The organism is Bifidobacterium sp. ESL0769, assembly GCF_029395495.1.
Classification (GTDB): domain Bacteria; phylum Actinomycetota; class Actinomycetes; order Actinomycetales; family Bifidobacteriaceae; genus Bifidobacterium.
The window spans coordinates 1138342-1154354 of the sequence record NZ_CP113918.1; the positions used below are offsets into that span (position 1 = coordinate 1138342).

The following is a 16013-nucleotide window of genomic DNA, read 5'->3' on the forward strand; positions in this document are numbered from 1 at the left end:
TGGATTCAGCCATGACAACAAGGAATCGAACAATTGTTCGAACCGTCCACTATGATGGGATATCCTACAGTGGAGCATTTGGCATTAAGCGGAGGTAAGCATTGGCAACAGCATCAACGGCGCGTAAATCTGGGAAAACCGACGATTCGTCGGCAAGTGTGGTGGCGCAGAAGCTGATGGACAGCGACTCGTTCCTGTCCCAGGAAATCGCGAAGGCGCCGCTCAAGCAGACCGGCAATTCGCTCGTGGCGGACATCTCGCATATTCCCAGCGATCTGAAGATCACGATTCAAGGCGCTCGCGAACATAACCTCAAGAACATCGACCTTGCCATTCCGCGTAACCGTATGGTGGTTTTCACCGGCCTTTCCGGTTCCGGCAAATCTTCTTTGGCGTTCGATACGTTGTTCGCCGAAGGTCAGCGTCGTTATGTCGAATCGCTGAGTGCTTACGCCCGTCAGTTCTTGGGCCAGATGGACAAGCCGGATGTCGATTTCATCGAAGGCCTGAGCCCGGCCGTTTCCATCGACCAGAAGACCACCAACCGCAACCCGCGTTCCACCGTCGGCACCATCACCGAAATCTACGATTATCTGCGTTTGCTGTTCTCTCGTACCGGCATCCCGCATTGCCCGATTTGTGGCGAGGTCGTCAGCGCCCAGACGCCGCAGCAGATGGTCGACACTTTGATGAAGAAGCCGGAAAAGACGCGCTTCCAGATTCTCGCACCAGTCGTCCGTGGGCGTAAAGGCGAATTCGAGGATTTGCTTGAGCTGTTGCGTGGTGACGGCTATTCGCGTGCGCTCATCGACGGCGAGATGCGTCAGCTTTCCGACGATATCAAGCTGACCAAGCAGAAGAAGCACACCATCGAGGTCGTGGTCGACCGTCTGGTCATCAAGGATGGCATTCGCCAGCGCCTCACGGATTCTATCGAAACCGCGCTGAAACTCGCCAAAGGCATCGTGGTCATTGATTACGTCGATTTGGACGAGAAGGACCCGAACCGCCGCGAACCGTTCAGCGAGAAGCGCTCCTGCCCGAACGGTCACCAGCTCGAACTTGACGAGATCGAGCCGCGTACGTTTTCTTTCAACGCACCGTATGGTGCGTGCCCGGATTGCGACGGCATCGGCTACAAGCTGGAGATTGACCCAGAGCTCGTTATTCCCGACCCGAGCAAGTCGCTCAACGACAACGCCATTGAACCGTGGGGCATGACCAAGGGGACTGGCGAATACTATCGTCACGTTCTTGAAGGTTTGGGTGAGGAGATGGGCTTCAGTCTCGATACTCCTTGGAAGGATTTGCCCAAGAAAATCCAGCACGCCATTATGTATGGTCACGATTTCAAGGTCAAGGTCTCCTACCGCAACCGTTGGGGAAGGCTTCGCGAATACAGCACCGGTTTCGAAGGCGTGGTGCGTACGCTTATGCGTCGTCATGACGAGACCGATTCCGACCAGATGAAGCTGTATTACGAGTCGTATATGCGAGAGGTACCTTGCCAGACCTGCCAAGGCAAGCGTCTACGTCCCGAGGTGTTGGCGGTCACCGTCGACGACAAGTCCATCGCAGACGTGTGCGATATGCCGGTCGAACGTAGCCTCAAATGGATTCGTTCGCTGAAACTCGAAGGCTCGGCAGCTCTGATTGCCGGTGAAGTATTGAAGGAGATTCGTGCGCGTCTCGGCTTTATGAACGATGTCGGCTTGAACTATCTGACGTTGTCTCGTGCTGCAAAGACGCTCTCCGGCGGTGAAGCGCAGCGTATCCGTTTGGCCACTCAGATCGGCAGTGGCCTTGTAGGCGTCATGTATGTGCTCGATGAGCCTTCAATTGGCTTGCACCAGCGTGACAACGAGCGCCTCATCAAGACGCTGCATCATTTGCGTGACCTTGGCAATACGTTGATTGTGGTCGAACATGATCAGGAAACCATCGAAAAGGCCGACTGGCTGGTCGATATCGGCCCTGGTGCCGGTGAAAAAGGTGGCGAGGTCGTCTATTCCGGTCCTGCGGCACACGTGATTGATGCTCCTCGTTCTATCACCGGCGACTACATTGCAGACCGTCGCACCATCGAGGTACCGAAGAAGCGTCGTAAAACCGACAGAAGCCGTCAGCTCAAGGTCATCGGGGCACGAGAGAACAATCTCAAGAACATCAACGTGTCCATTCCTCTGGGCGTGATGACCTGCATCACCGGTGTTTCCGGTTCCGGCAAGTCGACGCTCATCAATTCGATTCTTTACCCTTCTCTTGCCGATAAACTCAACGGCGCACGAATCGTGCCGGGCAAGCACACGCGCGTCGAAGGCATTGAGCAGTGCGACAAGGTCATTCACGTCGATCAGAACCCCATCGGCCGTACCCCGCGAAGCAACCCGGCCACTTATACCGGCGTGTGGGACAAGATTCGTCAGCTCTTCGCCAAGACGCCCGAAGCACAAGTCCGCGGCTATGGCCCTGGCCGTTTCTCGTTCAATGTGAAAGGTGGCCGTTGCGAGGCCTGCCATGGCGACGGCACCATCAAGATCGAAATGAACTTCCTGCCCGACGTCTACGTGGAATGTGAGGAATGCCATGGCAAGCGCTACAACCGCGAGACGCTTGAGGTGAAGTACAACGGCAAATCCGTAGCAGACGTGCTCAACATGCCCATTTCGGAGGCTGCTGATTTCTTCAAGGCCTACACTGGCATTTCCCGTTACCTTGACACCTTGGTCGACGTCGGGCTTGGTTATATCCGCCTCGGCCAGCCCGCCACCACGCTTTCCGGCGGCGAATCACAGCGCGTGAAGCTCGCCACCGAGCTGCAGCGCCGTTCCACCGGACGCACGGTCTATATTCTCGATGAGCCGACCACCGGTCTGCACTTCGAGGATGTTCGCAAGCTGCTGCAGGTTCTGCAAGGCTTGGTCGACAAGGGCAACACGGTCATCGTTATTGAACACAACCTCGATGTGGTCAAGTCCGCGGACTGGATCATCGACCTCGGACCCGAGGGCGGTGACGGCGGCGGCACTATCGTCACGCAAGGCACGCCCGAACATGTGGCCAAGTGCGAAAAGAGCTGGACGGGCAAATATCTTGGCCCTATGCTCAAGTGACTCCTTGTTGCAAGGTTAATCGGTAAGCACGGATATGAGTCATACATTACATATTCGAACTTTTGAAATGATTGACGACTTAATTTGGTTTGAAAGGTAGGCAATGGCAGTAACGGCGGACGGACAAGGTAACGGTGGCAGCACCGGCTGGCGCAAGACAACGCGCAAGCTGGGGGATACCCGCGATCTGTTCCGTCCTGCCACCGGCGATATCCCCACCGATCCGGGCGTCTACAAATGGCGTGACGGCGATGGTCGTGTCATCTATGTCGGCAAAGCCAAAAATCTGCGCAACCGTCTCACCTTTTATTTCCAACCGCTGAGCGAACTTCACCCGCGTACGCAGAACATGGTGCTGACCGCCCGCAGCCTCGAATGGACAGTGGTCGGCACCGAACTTGAGGCGCTCACACTCGAATACACCTGGATCAAGGAATTCGATCCACGTTTCAACGTCGTATTCCGAGACGATAAGACTTATCCGTATTTGGCGGTCTCTCTTGGTGAAAAGTACCCGAGAGTGTGGGTGACGCGTAATCGCAAAAGACGTGACACCAGATATTTCGGCCCCTATGCGAAGGCATGGGATTTGCGCCACAGTCTTGATAAGCTGCTCAAGGCGTTCCCGGTCCGAACCTGTACCAAGGCTGTGTTCAACCGCGCTCACATGACCGATCGGCCGTGCTTGCTTGCCTCCATCGGCAAATGCTCAGCGCCGTGCGTCGGTCGTATCAGTGAAAAAGACCACCGCCGAATGACTGAACGGCTGGTCGGTGTACTTACTGGGCGTTATGGCACTTCATTCATCGCAGGTCTCACCAAGGAGATGAAACAGGCCAGCGATGATATGGAATTTGAGAAGGCCGCGCGTCTGCGCGATCAGATTTCCATGCTTAAAACAGTGTCTGAACAGAACGCGGTCGTCTTCGATTCCGATGTCGACGCCGACGTGTTCGGCATGGAATCTGACGAACTCGAGGCCTCTGTCCACGCTTTCTTCGTCCGTTCCGGTTCCATCCGCGGCGAACGCAACTGGAGCGTCAAGCGTGTGGAAGATATCGACGATGCCGATTTGATTGCGGACCTGATTACGCAGGTGTATTCCGACCTGATGGGGGAAACCGACAGCCAGGCCAGTACCCCGCTGAATCTGCCGAGCAACGGTGAGGAACTGCTGGAACAGAATGGCGATGTTTCCAACGACGCTGATGATTCGAAATCCAACGAAGGTGAAGCACAGGATTCGATAGATGAAGATATTCCATCTGATTTGGATTCCGTTTCTCGCATTGATCAAATCGATCTTGACACCGATGCCGCCGATGCAACAGCGGCGGATAGCCAGGTTGTAACGGAGACACCCACTTCAATTTCGGCATCGGCAAATGGTGCCATTGATATCGTAGAACGCCGAGACGCGCTGGGCGCGACCCAGAGCATTACTGCAACCGACAGTCTTTCGCGTGCCCAAGCTACGCATATCCGTCGCGAACGTCAGATGCAGACAGGTCGTAGCGATTTGCTGGCGCCCATCGCCCCTGTTCCTCGCGAAGTGTTGGTGCCTATTGAGCCGGCACGTCGTGAGGAGCTGGAGGAATGGTTGAGCGGTCTGCGTGGCGCGGCCGTCACAATTCGCGTGCCTAGCCGTGGCGAGAAGAAAACGCTGATGGACCGGGCCAACAGCAACGCGAAACAGGCGTTGCAGCGCAGCAAGATGAGTCGTATCAGCGACATCGGGGCACGTACCCAAGCGATGAACGATGTGGCCAAGGCGCTTGGCTTGAGCGAATCCCCGCTGCGCATCGAAGGCTACGATATCTCCAACACCATCGGCGGCATCTATCAGGTCGCCTCCATGGTGGTTTTCGAGGATGCCATCGCCAAGAAATCCGAATACCGTCGGTTCGCCATTCGCGGCAAGGACGGCAAGGGCGCTCTTGACGATCTGAGCGCCATGTACGAAACACTCACCCGAAGGTTCCGTCACGGCAACATCGCCGGAGATACCGGCGAAAGCATGGACAATGAGAAACGAGTCGAGCAGGCCGAAGAGGCGGCACGCAGCCAATCGGCTCAAGCAGAAAACATCGCTAACTCGCAAGTTGCTAAAAAAGATACCGATATAGCTTCGCAATCACCGGTAAAGAATGAACCGCAACAATCAGTTGAGGCTGGCGATAACCCCAATCAGATTTCGACAAACCAAAATACGAAGTCTGAAGCCAGCGGTTTGACCAGTGCCGATGCCGTCGTTCAGCAGGACACACATCCACGTCACTTCGCCTATAAGCCCAATCTCATCGTGGTCGATGGCGGCAAGCCCCAGGTTGAGATTGCGGCGAAGGCCCTGAAAGACTGCGGCGTCGATGATGTAGCGGTCTGCGGCCTTGCCAAAAGGCTCGAAGAGGTCTGGATACCGGGGGAGGACTACCCGCTTATCCTCAAACGTCAATCCGAAGGCATGTATCTGCTCCAGCGTGTGCGTGACGAATCTCACCGCTTCGCCATCACCTACCATCGCAAGTCCCGGCGCAAAGGTGCCTTGCGTTCCGCCCTCGATGACATCCCGGGCATCGGTGAAAGCTATCAGAAGAAGCTGCTTCGCGCTTTCGGCTCGGTAAAGGGCATCCGAAAGGCCAGCCTAGAGGATCTGCAAAACGTGAAGGGAATCGGCAAAGCCAAAGCGGAAGCGGTTTACAATGCTCTTCACAATGGTTCCGATGAAACGGAATCCTCGTCGGCGACCGAATCCCGGACAAATTGAGCAGCCGAAACCGGGAAACACCATATAAACAAGTCAGAAACAACAAGTCAGACAAGGAAAGTCGACAACAATCAGTGAGATTGACGGAAAGGAGCATCAACCAATGGCCAATGAGACACATCATCGCTGCGCTGTGTTGGGCAAGCCCATAGCTCATTCGCTTTCGCCAGTGCTGCACAACGCGGCCTACAAGGCTCTTGGGCTGGACGACTGGTACTATTCACGCGCCGAGGTCGGCAAAGATGACCTGGATGGTTTCCTCAAGACATTGGACCCTTCCTGGGCCGGGCTGAGCCTCACCATGCCGTTGAAACGGACGATCCAACCTTACGGAACCCCTTCCGATACCTGGTCGAAAAAGCTTCTTGTGGCCAATACCGCCGTGTTCGATTGGTCAAAAGCGACATCGAAGCCGGATATCAAGCTTTACAACACCGATGTCGAAGGCATTGTAAAAGCGTTCTCCCATTGCTGGCAGTCTGTTGGATCCGAAAACTTCGGGCCGAAGAAGTCTAAGTCAGAGAATCTTCAGTCTGAGGAACTCATGCAAGCTGTCGTTTCTGATGCATCCAACGAAACGGATACCGAAAAACCGTATCAAGCCGGAGCAAAAGCCGTTATCCTGGGTAATGGTAATACGGCGCTTTCGGCTTTGGCCGCATGTACGGAAATCGAAGTACCGGATGTAGGTGCCATAACACAAGTAACGGTCTGTGCCCGCCATCAGCATGACCATGACCCGATGAAACAGCTTGCCCAATCGCAAGCCAATCTTAAATACGAACAGATTCCGCTTTCTCAAGCTGTAGAATGCTTGCAACAAGCCGATATCGTCATCAACACCATACCGGCGCACGGGGCCGATGAGACGGCAGAGAAACTTGCCAATGCCCTCGCTGGTTCCAAGAACGTATTGTCTGGCAAAACCCTACTGGACGTCGTCTATGATCCGCGTCCGACCAAGCTTATGCAGGTTTGGCGCGGCAATGGCGGAACCACTATCGGAGGCGAGGAAATGTTGTTATATCAGGCGATAGCCCAGGTCAGGTTGATGACGGTAGGGGCGCATATTATGGGAACAGCAGATTTTGAACAGGCGATGAGAAGCGCCTTACAGGAGGCACTGTGATTTCGGAAACGCAAGGACCGGACGACACCGGAAACAAGGTCGAAAAGACGGCCCCTGCACCCAAGATGAATGACACGGGAAGTGCCGTCTCGTCGCCAACACACAAAGATGAGCCCAAACCGGCCAAGGAATTCGAGGTCATGCTCATCACCGGCATGAGCGGTGCCGGACGTTCCCATGCCGCGGATTGCGTCGAGGACATGGGTTGGTATGTGGTCGACAACCTTCCTCCGAAACTACTGATTCCCTTGGTCGATATGATGACTTCTTCCGGTTCCAAGGTCCATAAGCTTGCCGCCGTCATCGATGTGCGTTCGCGCAGCTATTTCGACGATCTTTCCGCCGTTCTGAGCCATTTGGACGATTTGGGCGTACGTACCCACATTCTCTTCCTCGACGCCAGCGACAAGGTGCTCGTGCAGCGTTATGAGTCCGTTCGCCGTCCGCATCCGCTCCAGCATGGCAACCGTCTCATCGACGGTATCCGTGAGGAGCGCGAGCTGCTTTCCAATCTCAAGGAGCGTGCGGACACCGTCATCGACACGTCAAGCCTGAGCATTCATCAGCTTTCGACGAAGCTTTACGAAGCTCTGCTGGGCAGCGGTGCAAAAACTGTTTCCGTGCATATCTTCAGTTTCGGCTTCAAATACGGGATTCCGCTGGATGCCGATTTCGTCGCCGACGTGAGGTTCTTGCCCAACCCGTACTGGGTGCCGAGCCTACGCGAACTCAACGGCAACGACCAGCCGGTCAGCGACTACGTCCTTTCCAACGAAAGCGCGAAGGAATTCCTCGATGCCTATGAGAAAGCCATCATGGTGGCGATCAAGGGTTACGCTCAGGAAGATAAGCATTATGTCACAATTGCTGTTGGATGCACCGGCGGACAGCATCGTTCCGTGGCCATCAGTAATGAATTGGCGCAACGGTTCCGCGCTCATGGACTCAGTGTGACGGTATCCGCGAGGGAGTTGCACCGCCATGAGCGACATTAGTATTTTGTGTGGTTGTCAATCATTTTTAAACATTTGGTTGACGTAGATATCCGGCGGTAGACGTAAAAATAGGCAAGGGGAAGTCAAACGATGGATTCTTGTCCAAGTCATTCGCTATCACAGATAGCCGTGGCATGGCGTGAGATGACTCCGTTTAATGTTCCAATTACACTTACATGAAGAACGGGAAGTAGGAGGTTGGGCTTTGGCTCTTCTGAACGAGGTCAAAAGTGAGCTGGCAAGCGTGGAGACGGATTTGCCGGCCGCGAAGATGGCACAAGCTGCGACGATGATGCGGTTTGGGGGAGGTCTGCGTCCCGTCGGCAACAAGGCCGTCATCCGTGCACAGTTCGATTCGCTTGAGGCGACCGAATGGCTGCGCAAGACCATCGCACATTATTTTCAGCGTGAAGCTAAAGTGACCAAAATCAGCAGGCAGACCCCCAACGGGATCGTGCAACGATACGATTTGCTCGTCGAACGCGGCGCGACCGCACTTGCTCTGCAGACGGGTTTGCTCGACCGCCGTATGCATTTGGTCGAAGGTCTTCCGGCAGAGGTCATCAGCGGCAATATCGCCCAGGTGAAAGCTGCTTGGCGCGGTGCGTTCCTTGCGCGCGGCATGATTTCCGATCCGGGCAAATCCAGCTATCTTGAAATCATCTGCCCTTCGCACGAGACGGTGACGGCGCTGCAGGGTGCGGCCCGCAGGCTTGGCATTTCCGCTCAGGCGCGTAAGGTCCGCAGTTCCGAGCGTATTACACTTCGTGATTCCGATTCCATCGAACGCATGCTGATGCTGATGGGTGCGCCTCGTTCGGCCCGTGAATGGACCGGCAAGCGCACGGACGGTGAGGCTCGTGGCAAGGCCAATCGTCTCGCGAACTTTGATGACGCGAACATGCGTCGCAGTGCCAAGGCCGCCGCCGAGGCCACGCAGAAGGTCAAGCAGGCCTTCGAGATTCTTGGTGATGATATTCCTGAAAACCTTAAGGCCGCCGGCGATCTGCGGCTTCAGCACACCGATGCCAGCCTGGAAGAGCTGGGTCGTCTCTCCAATCCGCCGATTACGAAAGATGCCATCGCCGGTCGTATCCGTCGGTTGTTGCAGCTCGCCACCAAAACGAAGCGGGCGCAGGAGCACCAGCAGGACAACGAGTAATCGGTATTTGCGTTAAAGTCGCAAGAACCGTATGTATCGTGCGAAAATAATTTCAGAAGGTACCTGTCTCAACTTATGAACAATACCGAGGAATTATCGGTAAAATATGCTGTGTGAGCGTTCACAAATTAGTCGCTTTTTCAAAGCGAATCTTCGTTGAAACCGGCTTTCTTGTTGGGCGAGGACGGTACCATTACAAGTGACATAGGTCACGATTTTGTACTCTTGCTCGGTCGAAGAAAACGGTTTTTCCGGTCGGGAATGGTTTTTCAAAGAAAGGATACCAATGAGGACACTCAAGGATTTAGGAGATCTGAAAGGCAAGAAGGTTCTTGTCCGCGCTGATTTCAACGTGCCGCTGAAGGGCACCACCATCACTGACGACGGCCGTATCCGCGCCGCTCTGCCCACGATCAAGGAACTGCGTGCCGATGGCGCGAAGGTCATTCTGATGGCCCATCTCGGCCGTCCGAAGGGCAAGGTTGTTCCTGAGCTTTCGCTGGCACCTGTCGCCAAGCGCCTGGGCGAGCTGCTCGGCGTCGACGTGACGCTGGCCAATGACACCTACGGCCCGGACGCGCAGGCCAAGGTCGCCGCCATGAAGGACGGCGATGTTGTGCTGCTGCAGAACGTTCGTTACAACCCCGAAGAGACCAGCAAGGATGACGCCGAGCGCGCTGCCTATGCCAAGAAGATCGCCGCTTTGGGCGATGTCTTCGTCTCCGACGGCTTCGGCGTCGTGCACCGTGCTCAGGGCTCCGACTACGATGTGGCCGCCGATCTGCCGAGTGCAGCCGGCAAGCTCATCGAGAAGGAAGTCAAGGCCCTCTCTCGCGCCACCGAGAATCCGGAGCGTCCGTTCACCGTCGTGCTCGGCGGCTCGAAGGTCTCCGACAAGCTCGGCGTCATCGAGAACCTGCTGAAGAAGGCCGACCGTCTGCTCATTGGCGGCGGCATGGCTTACACGTTCCTCGCAGCTAAGGGCTACGAAGTTGGCACCTCCCTACTCGAGTCCGATCAGATCGAGACCGTCAAGGGCTACATGGAAGAGGCCAAGAAGAACGGCGTTGAGCTCATTCTCCCCGTCGACGTCGTGGTCAACAAGGGCTTCCCGGACGGCAACACCCCGGTCAACCCGCAGATCGTCGATGCCGACAAGATTCCTTCCGACATGATGGGCCTTGACATCGGCCCGAAGACCCAGAAGCTCTTCCACGACAAGATCGTCGATTCCAAGACGGTCGTGTGGAACGGACCTGCAGGTGTGTTCGAGGTCGAGCAGTTCCAGGCCGGCACGAGGGCTGTCGCCCAGGGCATGGTCGATGCCACGGCCAAGGGTGCTTTCACCATCGTCGGCGGCGGCGACTCCGCTTCCGCAGTACGCAACCTAGGCTTCCCCGAGGACGGCTTCTCGCACATCTCCACCGGTGGCGGCGCCTCCCTCGAGTTCCTCGAAGGCAAGACCCTGCCTGGCCTCAAGGTGCTTGAGTAATCGATTCGAAAATGTTGACAGTGCGCCGCCTCATCAGTGAGTAGCCGAGGTACGCTACACTGATAACAGGAATGTTTGCGGACATGCCGTTTGGTGTGTCCGCATTCTTTTTGCAAAGGATTGCCGTTAAGGCTCACTAGGGGAGCCGTTGCGGCAATTTGACGCAGATAAACCGTAATTCCGTGGTTGGGAAGGAAAGCAATGTCCTCTGCACGTATTCCATTGGTGGCCGGCAATTGGAAGATGAATTTCGATCATCTCGAAGCCACGTATTTCGTGCAAAAATTGGCTTGGCTCCTGCGTGACGCCCATTTCGACTACAAGCGCGTGGAAGTGGCACTGATGCCCACTTTCACCTCGATTCGCAGCGTTCAGGTGTTGGTTGAGGCCGACAAGCTCAAGATCAACTACGGCGCGCAGACCGTTTCGGTAACCAACCAGGGTGCGTTCACCGGTGACGTCAACGCCGACATGTTGGCGCAGCTCGGATGCAAATACGTCATCGTGGGTCATTCCGAGCGTCGCAAATACCATCCCGAGGACGACGCCAACATCGTCGATCAGGTTCGTGCCGTGCTGACCGCCGGCATGCAGCCGATTCTCTGCGTCGGCGAGAGCATGGAGGAGCGTCGCAAGGGCATCGAGCTTGACTTTGCGGTCGGCCAGGTCCACGACGTCACCCGCGACCTCTCCGACGAAGAGGCGGCCAAACTAATTATCGCATACGAACCCGTGTGGGCCATCGGCACCGGACTCGTGGCGACTCCGGCCAGCGCTCAGGACGCTGCCAGAGCCATTCGAAGCAACCTCTATGAGACATTCGGTTCCAAGGTCTCGGAAACTGTCCGGATTCTGTACGGCGGCTCGGTCAATTCGAAGAACGCTGTCGAACTCATCAGCCAACCCGACGTCGACGGATTCCTCATCGGTGGTGCCTCGCTCGATGCGGACGAACTTGCGAAGATCTGCAGGCTTACGTTGAAAACCGTGACCTCTTCACGCTGATTAATTATCGATTAATGAGACATTTTCCGTACTTTGCGGTATAGTAAATAACTAGTGTTCTTGAACTGGAGGTTCAACTGTGTCGACAATGGCAATCGTCAAGCTGGTTCTGCAAATCATCCTTGTTATCTTCAGCATTCTGTTGACGTTGCTGATTCTCATGCACAAGGGTAAGGGCGGTGGCCTTTCCGATATGTTCGGTGGCGGCCTCACTCAGAACGCAGGTACCTCCGGTGTTGCAGAAAAGAACCTGAACCGTTGGACGATTATCATCGCTCTCCTCTGGGTAGCAATCATCATTGCTTTGGGTCTGATGACGAAGTTCAACCTGATTAAGTAACTCTTTAGTTTTTTTCAAATGCGTTTCATGGAAGGTTTCATGAAACGCATTTTTTATTCTCGGTTTCTATAATGTTTAGAGTTCGAACCGTCCGATTATTAAGGAATGAATGTGACCGATATTGACCTGTCCGCGGGCGGCAAGCTGTTGGTTGTGGACTTGGACCTGACCGCGCTGTGTGGTGACGAATACGGCGAGCGTTGGCTTTCGGAACGTAGCGAGAAAGCCTTTGAAGCGACATGGCAAGCGGGTAACGTAGTGATGGTGGCAACGGCCAGACCGCCAATGACTGCCTTTGATTTGGTGCAACGTATGGGGGCTTCGGCATGTGCCTATCATAACGGTGGCGTCGTCGATTTGGATTCCGAACATTCCTTGTTGCAGGAGTTGAGCGATGACCAGAGTACCGGGAATAGCAATATCTTGCGGTTCGGAGTCCCGGTTGAGCGCTGTATCGAAGTTTGTCACCAGCTGCTTGCTCAGATTCCGAACTTGAGGATTGGTATCGAATTCAATGACACTCGCTATACGAATTTCGATTTAACGGACGTTTGGCCGTCCCAAGAATATCAGCTGACCGATTTCAGTGATATGCCGTCAGGAATGGCACAAAAGATCATGATGTTTCCTACCAACGAGCAACGAGAGCTGGTAAGGTCTTTAGTCCCAGATGACATGTCCCTACTGATTTCCGAAGACGCTCTCTGGCTGCTGATGAATCTCAAGGCCACGAAACGCAACGCAATGAATCTGGCCTGCCTGCACTTCGCCATTCCGGTTTCCGATACCATCGCATTCGGCGACGATCTGATTGATATGGACCTGCTGGAACACGCAGGTCACGGTGTGGCCGTGGCTAACGCCAAGCCCGAAGTCAAAGCCATTGCCGATGAAGTCTGTCCGTCAAACAATGATGACGGTGTGGCTCAGTGGATTGAGAAACATTTGTAATTAGTTCTGAGCCGTATTTGTTCTTGTTTTTAAGCGAAGAATTTTTAATAATTTCTTCCTTAGATTGCATAGAGCAAACCGCTAAATTATACATAACTTTCCATCATGTTTGATAGACTCAAGGTCTAAACAATGAAATCGTACGAAGAAGTCGCGATTGAGAATGCAACGAAGCGGAGGGGCGAATGGTAATGAAGGAACGAATCGCGTGGGGAGATGAAAGCATCCGTACGCAGGACACAAGGCCTTCCAGATATGTGATCGGTGTGTCAATATGTAATCTTGAGGAGTCTACGGTTCGTTTAAAATTCCGGGAAGCAAAACTTCTAACCGGTAGGAAAGTCCATTGGCACGATATGACACCAAATGAGCATCGACGTTCTGTCTCATTGATAAACTCGCTGAAATTGCAACATATTACTGTTTCAGCGGAACCGCTACTTGACACGATGAGGCCGGAAAGAGCAAGACGTAAATGTCTTGAAACGTTGCTTCCGATATTGGAAAACCAATTTGGAATAACACGTCTTTTTATGGAATCTAGGAGTGCAAAGCAAAATAAAGAGGAGTTGGAATTTATTCGGGTTCTTCATTCAAAGTTATTCGTGAGGAAACTTCGTTATGAGCTTCTCCCTGGGGACAAGGATTCAAGACTTTGGATTCCTGATCAAATTTTAGGAGCATCTGAAGCAACAGAACGAGAGATGTTTACTATCACGGATTTGCAAAGATTCACCATTAATCTATGACGAAGTGTTGAGCAAATCCTATGCCGTAAGCTCAAAAGTTGGGCTGCATTTGGTCTAAATGGCATCGTCAGATATTATTTAGATATGCCTTTCCCTCGCTGAGGGTCTGGAAGTAGAAGCCGGATGTCCCTGTGTTTCACGGGGCCCGGCTTCCGCGTTTTTAGCTATGCTAAAAAACAAGCATCTTGTAGGGGAAGAAAGTAGTCGTATGGTCACGCAGCCTGAAGCGTATACGGTTGTCAAGGGGGAGGGGCTGCCCATCATTCTTGTCCACGGCATGGGTGTGGATCATCGTTCACTGATGATGCTAGATGATGCTTTCCCTGAAGGTACACAACGTATTTATATGGATTTGCCGGGTTATGGCCAGACGCCGGCTTTATCGGGCATTGGGGGATTGCCGGAACTTGCCGAATGGTTCACGAATGCCGTCAATGAGTTGGTCGGAAACAAACGCTTTGCTTTACTCGGCAATTCCATGGGTGGTGCGTTGGTTAGGGACGCACTTTCACGCGAACCAAAGCGAGTTGCAGGTGTCGCTTTGATTGCCCCGGTTGTTGATCCGGTAATGTCACATCGTCATTTGGCAGAACATGTTATCAGCAATGCCAATCCTGACTTGACCCACAACCTTCCGCAAGACAAGGTCATCGATTTTGTCACCATGGGTGTCAATCAGTCGTTCGATGCCTGGCGTCGTTACCAGCGTTATATTCTTCCTGGAACGAAGCTCTGCGACCGCGATGCCAACGCCAAGCTTGGCCAGCGCTACTGGCTCGACGGTGACCCCGAGCAGCGCCTGGGAACCTACACCGGTCCAACACTCATCGTCACCGGCAAAGAGGATCAGGTGGTCGGCTACGTTGATCAAAAGGCTCTACTCCCGCACTATCCCAATGCCGTTTATAAGGTCATCGACCCAGCCGGCCACAACATCCACATCGACAATCCCGAAGCCCTGAAACCCCTCCTCACCGAGTGGTCAAAGAAACTATTGAATTCATAACTCTTCTAACTTTCGATATAAATAGAACCCATGGATACTTAATATATCCGTGGGTTCTATGTTTTACGACTACCCGTTAAAGGGAATCAGCCAAAATCAGCCATTGACACGATCAATGCCGGCCTGGGTGTCGGAAAGGACCGAATCCCAGGAGGCGATGAACTTGGCAACGCCGTCGGCTTCGAGCTGGTCGGTGACATCCTTGATGTTGATACCAAGGGCGGCGAGCTTGTCCATCACGGCCTGGCTCTCCTCATAGGTGCCTTCGATGCTCGGCTTGCCGTCTCCGTGATCGGCGAGGGCGTTGAGCGTCTTTTCCGGCATGGTGTTGACGACGTCAGGAGCGACGAGCTCGTCGACGTACTTGCAGTCGGAGTAGGCGGCGTTCTTGGTGCCGGTGGAGGCCCACAGCGGACGCTGCTTCTTGGCACCCTTGGCCTCAAGCGCGGGCCAGCGAGGATCGGAAGCGAACTTTTCCTGCCAGAGCTTGTAGGCGAGGCGGGCGTTGGCCACAGCGGCCTTGCCTTCCAGAGCCTTTGCTTCGTCGGAGCCGTTGGCTTCGAGCAGCTTGTCCACAGCGGTGTCGACGCGGGAAACGAAGAAGGAAGCGACCGAAGCCATCTTGCTCAGGTCGTGACCGTTCTTGGCAGCCTGTTCCATGCCGGCGATGTAGGCGTCCATGACCTGCTCATAGCGCTCGAGCGAGAAGATCAGCGTCACGTTGACGGAGATGCCCTTGGCGAGCGTGGCGGTGATGGCCGGCAGACCTTCGAGGGTTGCAGGGATCTTGATCAAAGCGTTCGGACGATCGACCATCTTCCAAAGTAGTTCGGCCTGCTTCTCGGTGTTCTCGGTGTCGTGAGCCAGACGAGGATCGACCTCGATGGACACGCGGCCGTCAACGTAATCGGTCTTCTCTGCGACTTCGCGGAAGATGTCGGTGGCGTTGCGCACATCGGTGGTGGTCAGCTCGCGCACGGCGTCCTCGACGTTGATCTTGCCGAGTTCCTTGAGCTGTTCGTCGTAAGGCCCGACCTGAGCCAAAGCCTTTTGGAAGATGGACGGGTTGGTGGTCACGCCGACAACGTTCTTGGTCTTGATGAGCTCCTGCAGATTACCGGAGGTGATGCGGGTGCGATCAAGGTCATCCAGCCAGATCGAAACACCGGAATCGCTGGTGCGCTGTGTTGCTTCTGTCATATTTTTCTCCTTATTCCAACATTGGTATTGGAAAGTTTTTAAATTTTCAAAGCGATGCGGGCATTCGCGGTTCTTGCAAAATTCGCGAGCAACCGCATCGCTTATAG

12 protein-coding genes are annotated in these 16013 nt (G+C 54.3%); 11 read left to right on the top strand and 1 reads right to left on the bottom strand.

Annotation, left to right across the window (positions count from 1 at the left end):
• Window positions 1–176: 176 nt before the first annotated feature.
• The 11 genes from uvrA (at window position 177) to OZX72_RS04660 (ending at window position 14706) form a co-directional block, all read left to right on the top strand.
• The gene (gene uvrA, locus OZX72_RS04610) at window positions 177–3113 is read left to right on the top strand and encodes an excinuclease ABC subunit UvrA (protein WP_277159363.1); all 2937 of its coding nucleotides are present in this window, start codon (window positions 177–179) and stop codon (window positions 3111–3113) included.
• Between the two features lie 169 nt (window positions 3114–3282).
• Window positions 3283–5877, top strand: coding sequence for an excinuclease ABC subunit UvrC (gene uvrC, locus OZX72_RS04615; protein ID WP_348519672.1), 2595 nt, complete (start codon window positions 3283–3285; stop codon window positions 5875–5877).
• Between the two features lie 103 nt (window positions 5878–5980).
• Window positions 5981–7006 (top strand): shikimate dehydrogenase, encoded by a 1026-nt coding sequence (locus tag OZX72_RS04620; protein ID WP_277159231.1) that lies wholly within the window; start codon window positions 5981–5983, stop codon window positions 7004–7006.
• A gap of 65 nt (window positions 7007–7071) precedes the next feature.
• Complete coding sequence (gene rapZ, locus OZX72_RS04625; protein WP_277159364.1) at window positions 7072–8001, top strand: RNase adapter RapZ; 930 nt, start codon at window positions 7072–7074, stop codon at window positions 7999–8001.
• A 205-nt stretch (window positions 8002–8206) separates the two neighbouring features.
• A complete protein-coding gene (gene whiA / locus OZX72_RS04630) occupies window positions 8207–9163 on the top strand; it encodes a DNA-binding protein WhiA (RefSeq protein ID WP_277159232.1) in 957 nt (318 codons plus the stop codon).
• 286 nt (window positions 9164–9449) lie between these two features.
• Window positions 9450–10655 carry a phosphoglycerate kinase gene (locus tag OZX72_RS04635; protein WP_277159233.1) on the top strand — a complete coding sequence of 402 codons (1206 nt, stop codon included), beginning with the start codon at window positions 9450–9452 and terminating at the stop codon, window positions 10653–10655.
• A gap of 201 nt (window positions 10656–10856) precedes the next feature.
• A complete protein-coding gene (gene tpiA / locus OZX72_RS04640; RefSeq protein ID WP_277159234.1) occupies window positions 10857–11660 on the top strand; it encodes a triose-phosphate isomerase in 804 nt (267 codons plus the stop codon).
• Window positions 11661–11748: 88 nt separating this feature from the next.
• Window positions 11749–12000 carry a preprotein translocase subunit SecG gene (gene secG, locus OZX72_RS04645; protein ID WP_277159235.1) on the top strand — a complete coding sequence of 84 codons (252 nt, stop codon included), beginning with the start codon at window positions 11749–11751 and terminating at the stop codon, window positions 11998–12000.
• Between the two features lie 111 nt (window positions 12001–12111).
• Entirely contained in the window at window positions 12112–12951 is an 840-nt protein-coding gene (locus tag OZX72_RS04650; protein ID WP_277159236.1) for an HAD hydrolase family protein, read from the top strand.
• A gap of 191 nt (window positions 12952–13142) precedes the next feature.
• On the top strand, window positions 13143–13700 hold the full coding sequence (locus OZX72_RS04655) for a hypothetical protein (protein ID WP_277159237.1): 558 nt from the start codon (window positions 13143–13145) through the stop codon (window positions 13698–13700).
• 208 nt (window positions 13701–13908) lie between these two features.
• Window positions 13909–14706, top strand: coding sequence for an alpha/beta hydrolase (locus OZX72_RS04660; protein WP_277159238.1), 798 nt, complete (start codon window positions 13909–13911; stop codon window positions 14704–14706).
• Window positions 14707–14802: 96 nt separating this feature from the next.
• Here the strand turns inward: OZX72_RS04660 and tal are convergent, their stop codons facing one another.
• Complete coding sequence (gene tal, locus OZX72_RS04665; protein ID WP_277144769.1) at window positions 14803–15906, bottom strand: transaldolase; 1104 nt, start codon at window positions 15904–15906, stop codon at window positions 14803–14805.
• Window positions 15907–16013: the final 107 nt, after the last annotated feature.

Excerpts from the sequence above, each read along its gene's own strand:
- tal (WP_277144769.1), bottom strand. The coding sequence starts at position 15,906 with ATGACAGAAGCAACACAGCGCACCAGCGATTCCGGTGTTTCGATCTGG.
- tpiA (WP_277159234.1), top strand. The coding sequence starts at position 10,857 with ATGTCCTCTGCACGTATTCCATTGGTGGCCGGCAATTGGAAGATGAAT.
- uvrA (WP_277159363.1), top strand. The coding sequence starts at position 177 with ATGGACAGCGACTCGTTCCTGTCCCAGGAAATCGCGAAGGCGCCGCTC.
- secG (WP_277159235.1), top strand. The coding sequence starts at position 11,749 with ATGGCAATCGTCAAGCTGGTTCTGCAAATCATCCTTGTTATCTTCAGC.
- rapZ (WP_277159364.1), top strand. The coding sequence starts at position 7,072 with ATGAATGACACGGGAAGTGCCGTCTCGTCGCCAACACACAAAGATGAG.
- OZX72_RS04655 (WP_277159237.1), top strand. The coding sequence starts at position 13,143 with ATGAAGGAACGAATCGCGTGGGGAGATGAAAGCATCCGTACGCAGGAC.
- OZX72_RS04660 (WP_277159238.1), top strand. The coding sequence starts at position 13,909 with ATGGTCACGCAGCCTGAAGCGTATACGGTTGTCAAGGGGGAGGGGCTG.
- OZX72_RS04635 (WP_277159233.1), top strand. The coding sequence starts at position 9,450 with ATGAGGACACTCAAGGATTTAGGAGATCTGAAAGGCAAGAAGGTTCTT.
- OZX72_RS04620 (WP_277159231.1), top strand. The coding sequence starts at position 5,981 with ATGGCCAATGAGACACATCATCGCTGCGCTGTGTTGGGCAAGCCCATA.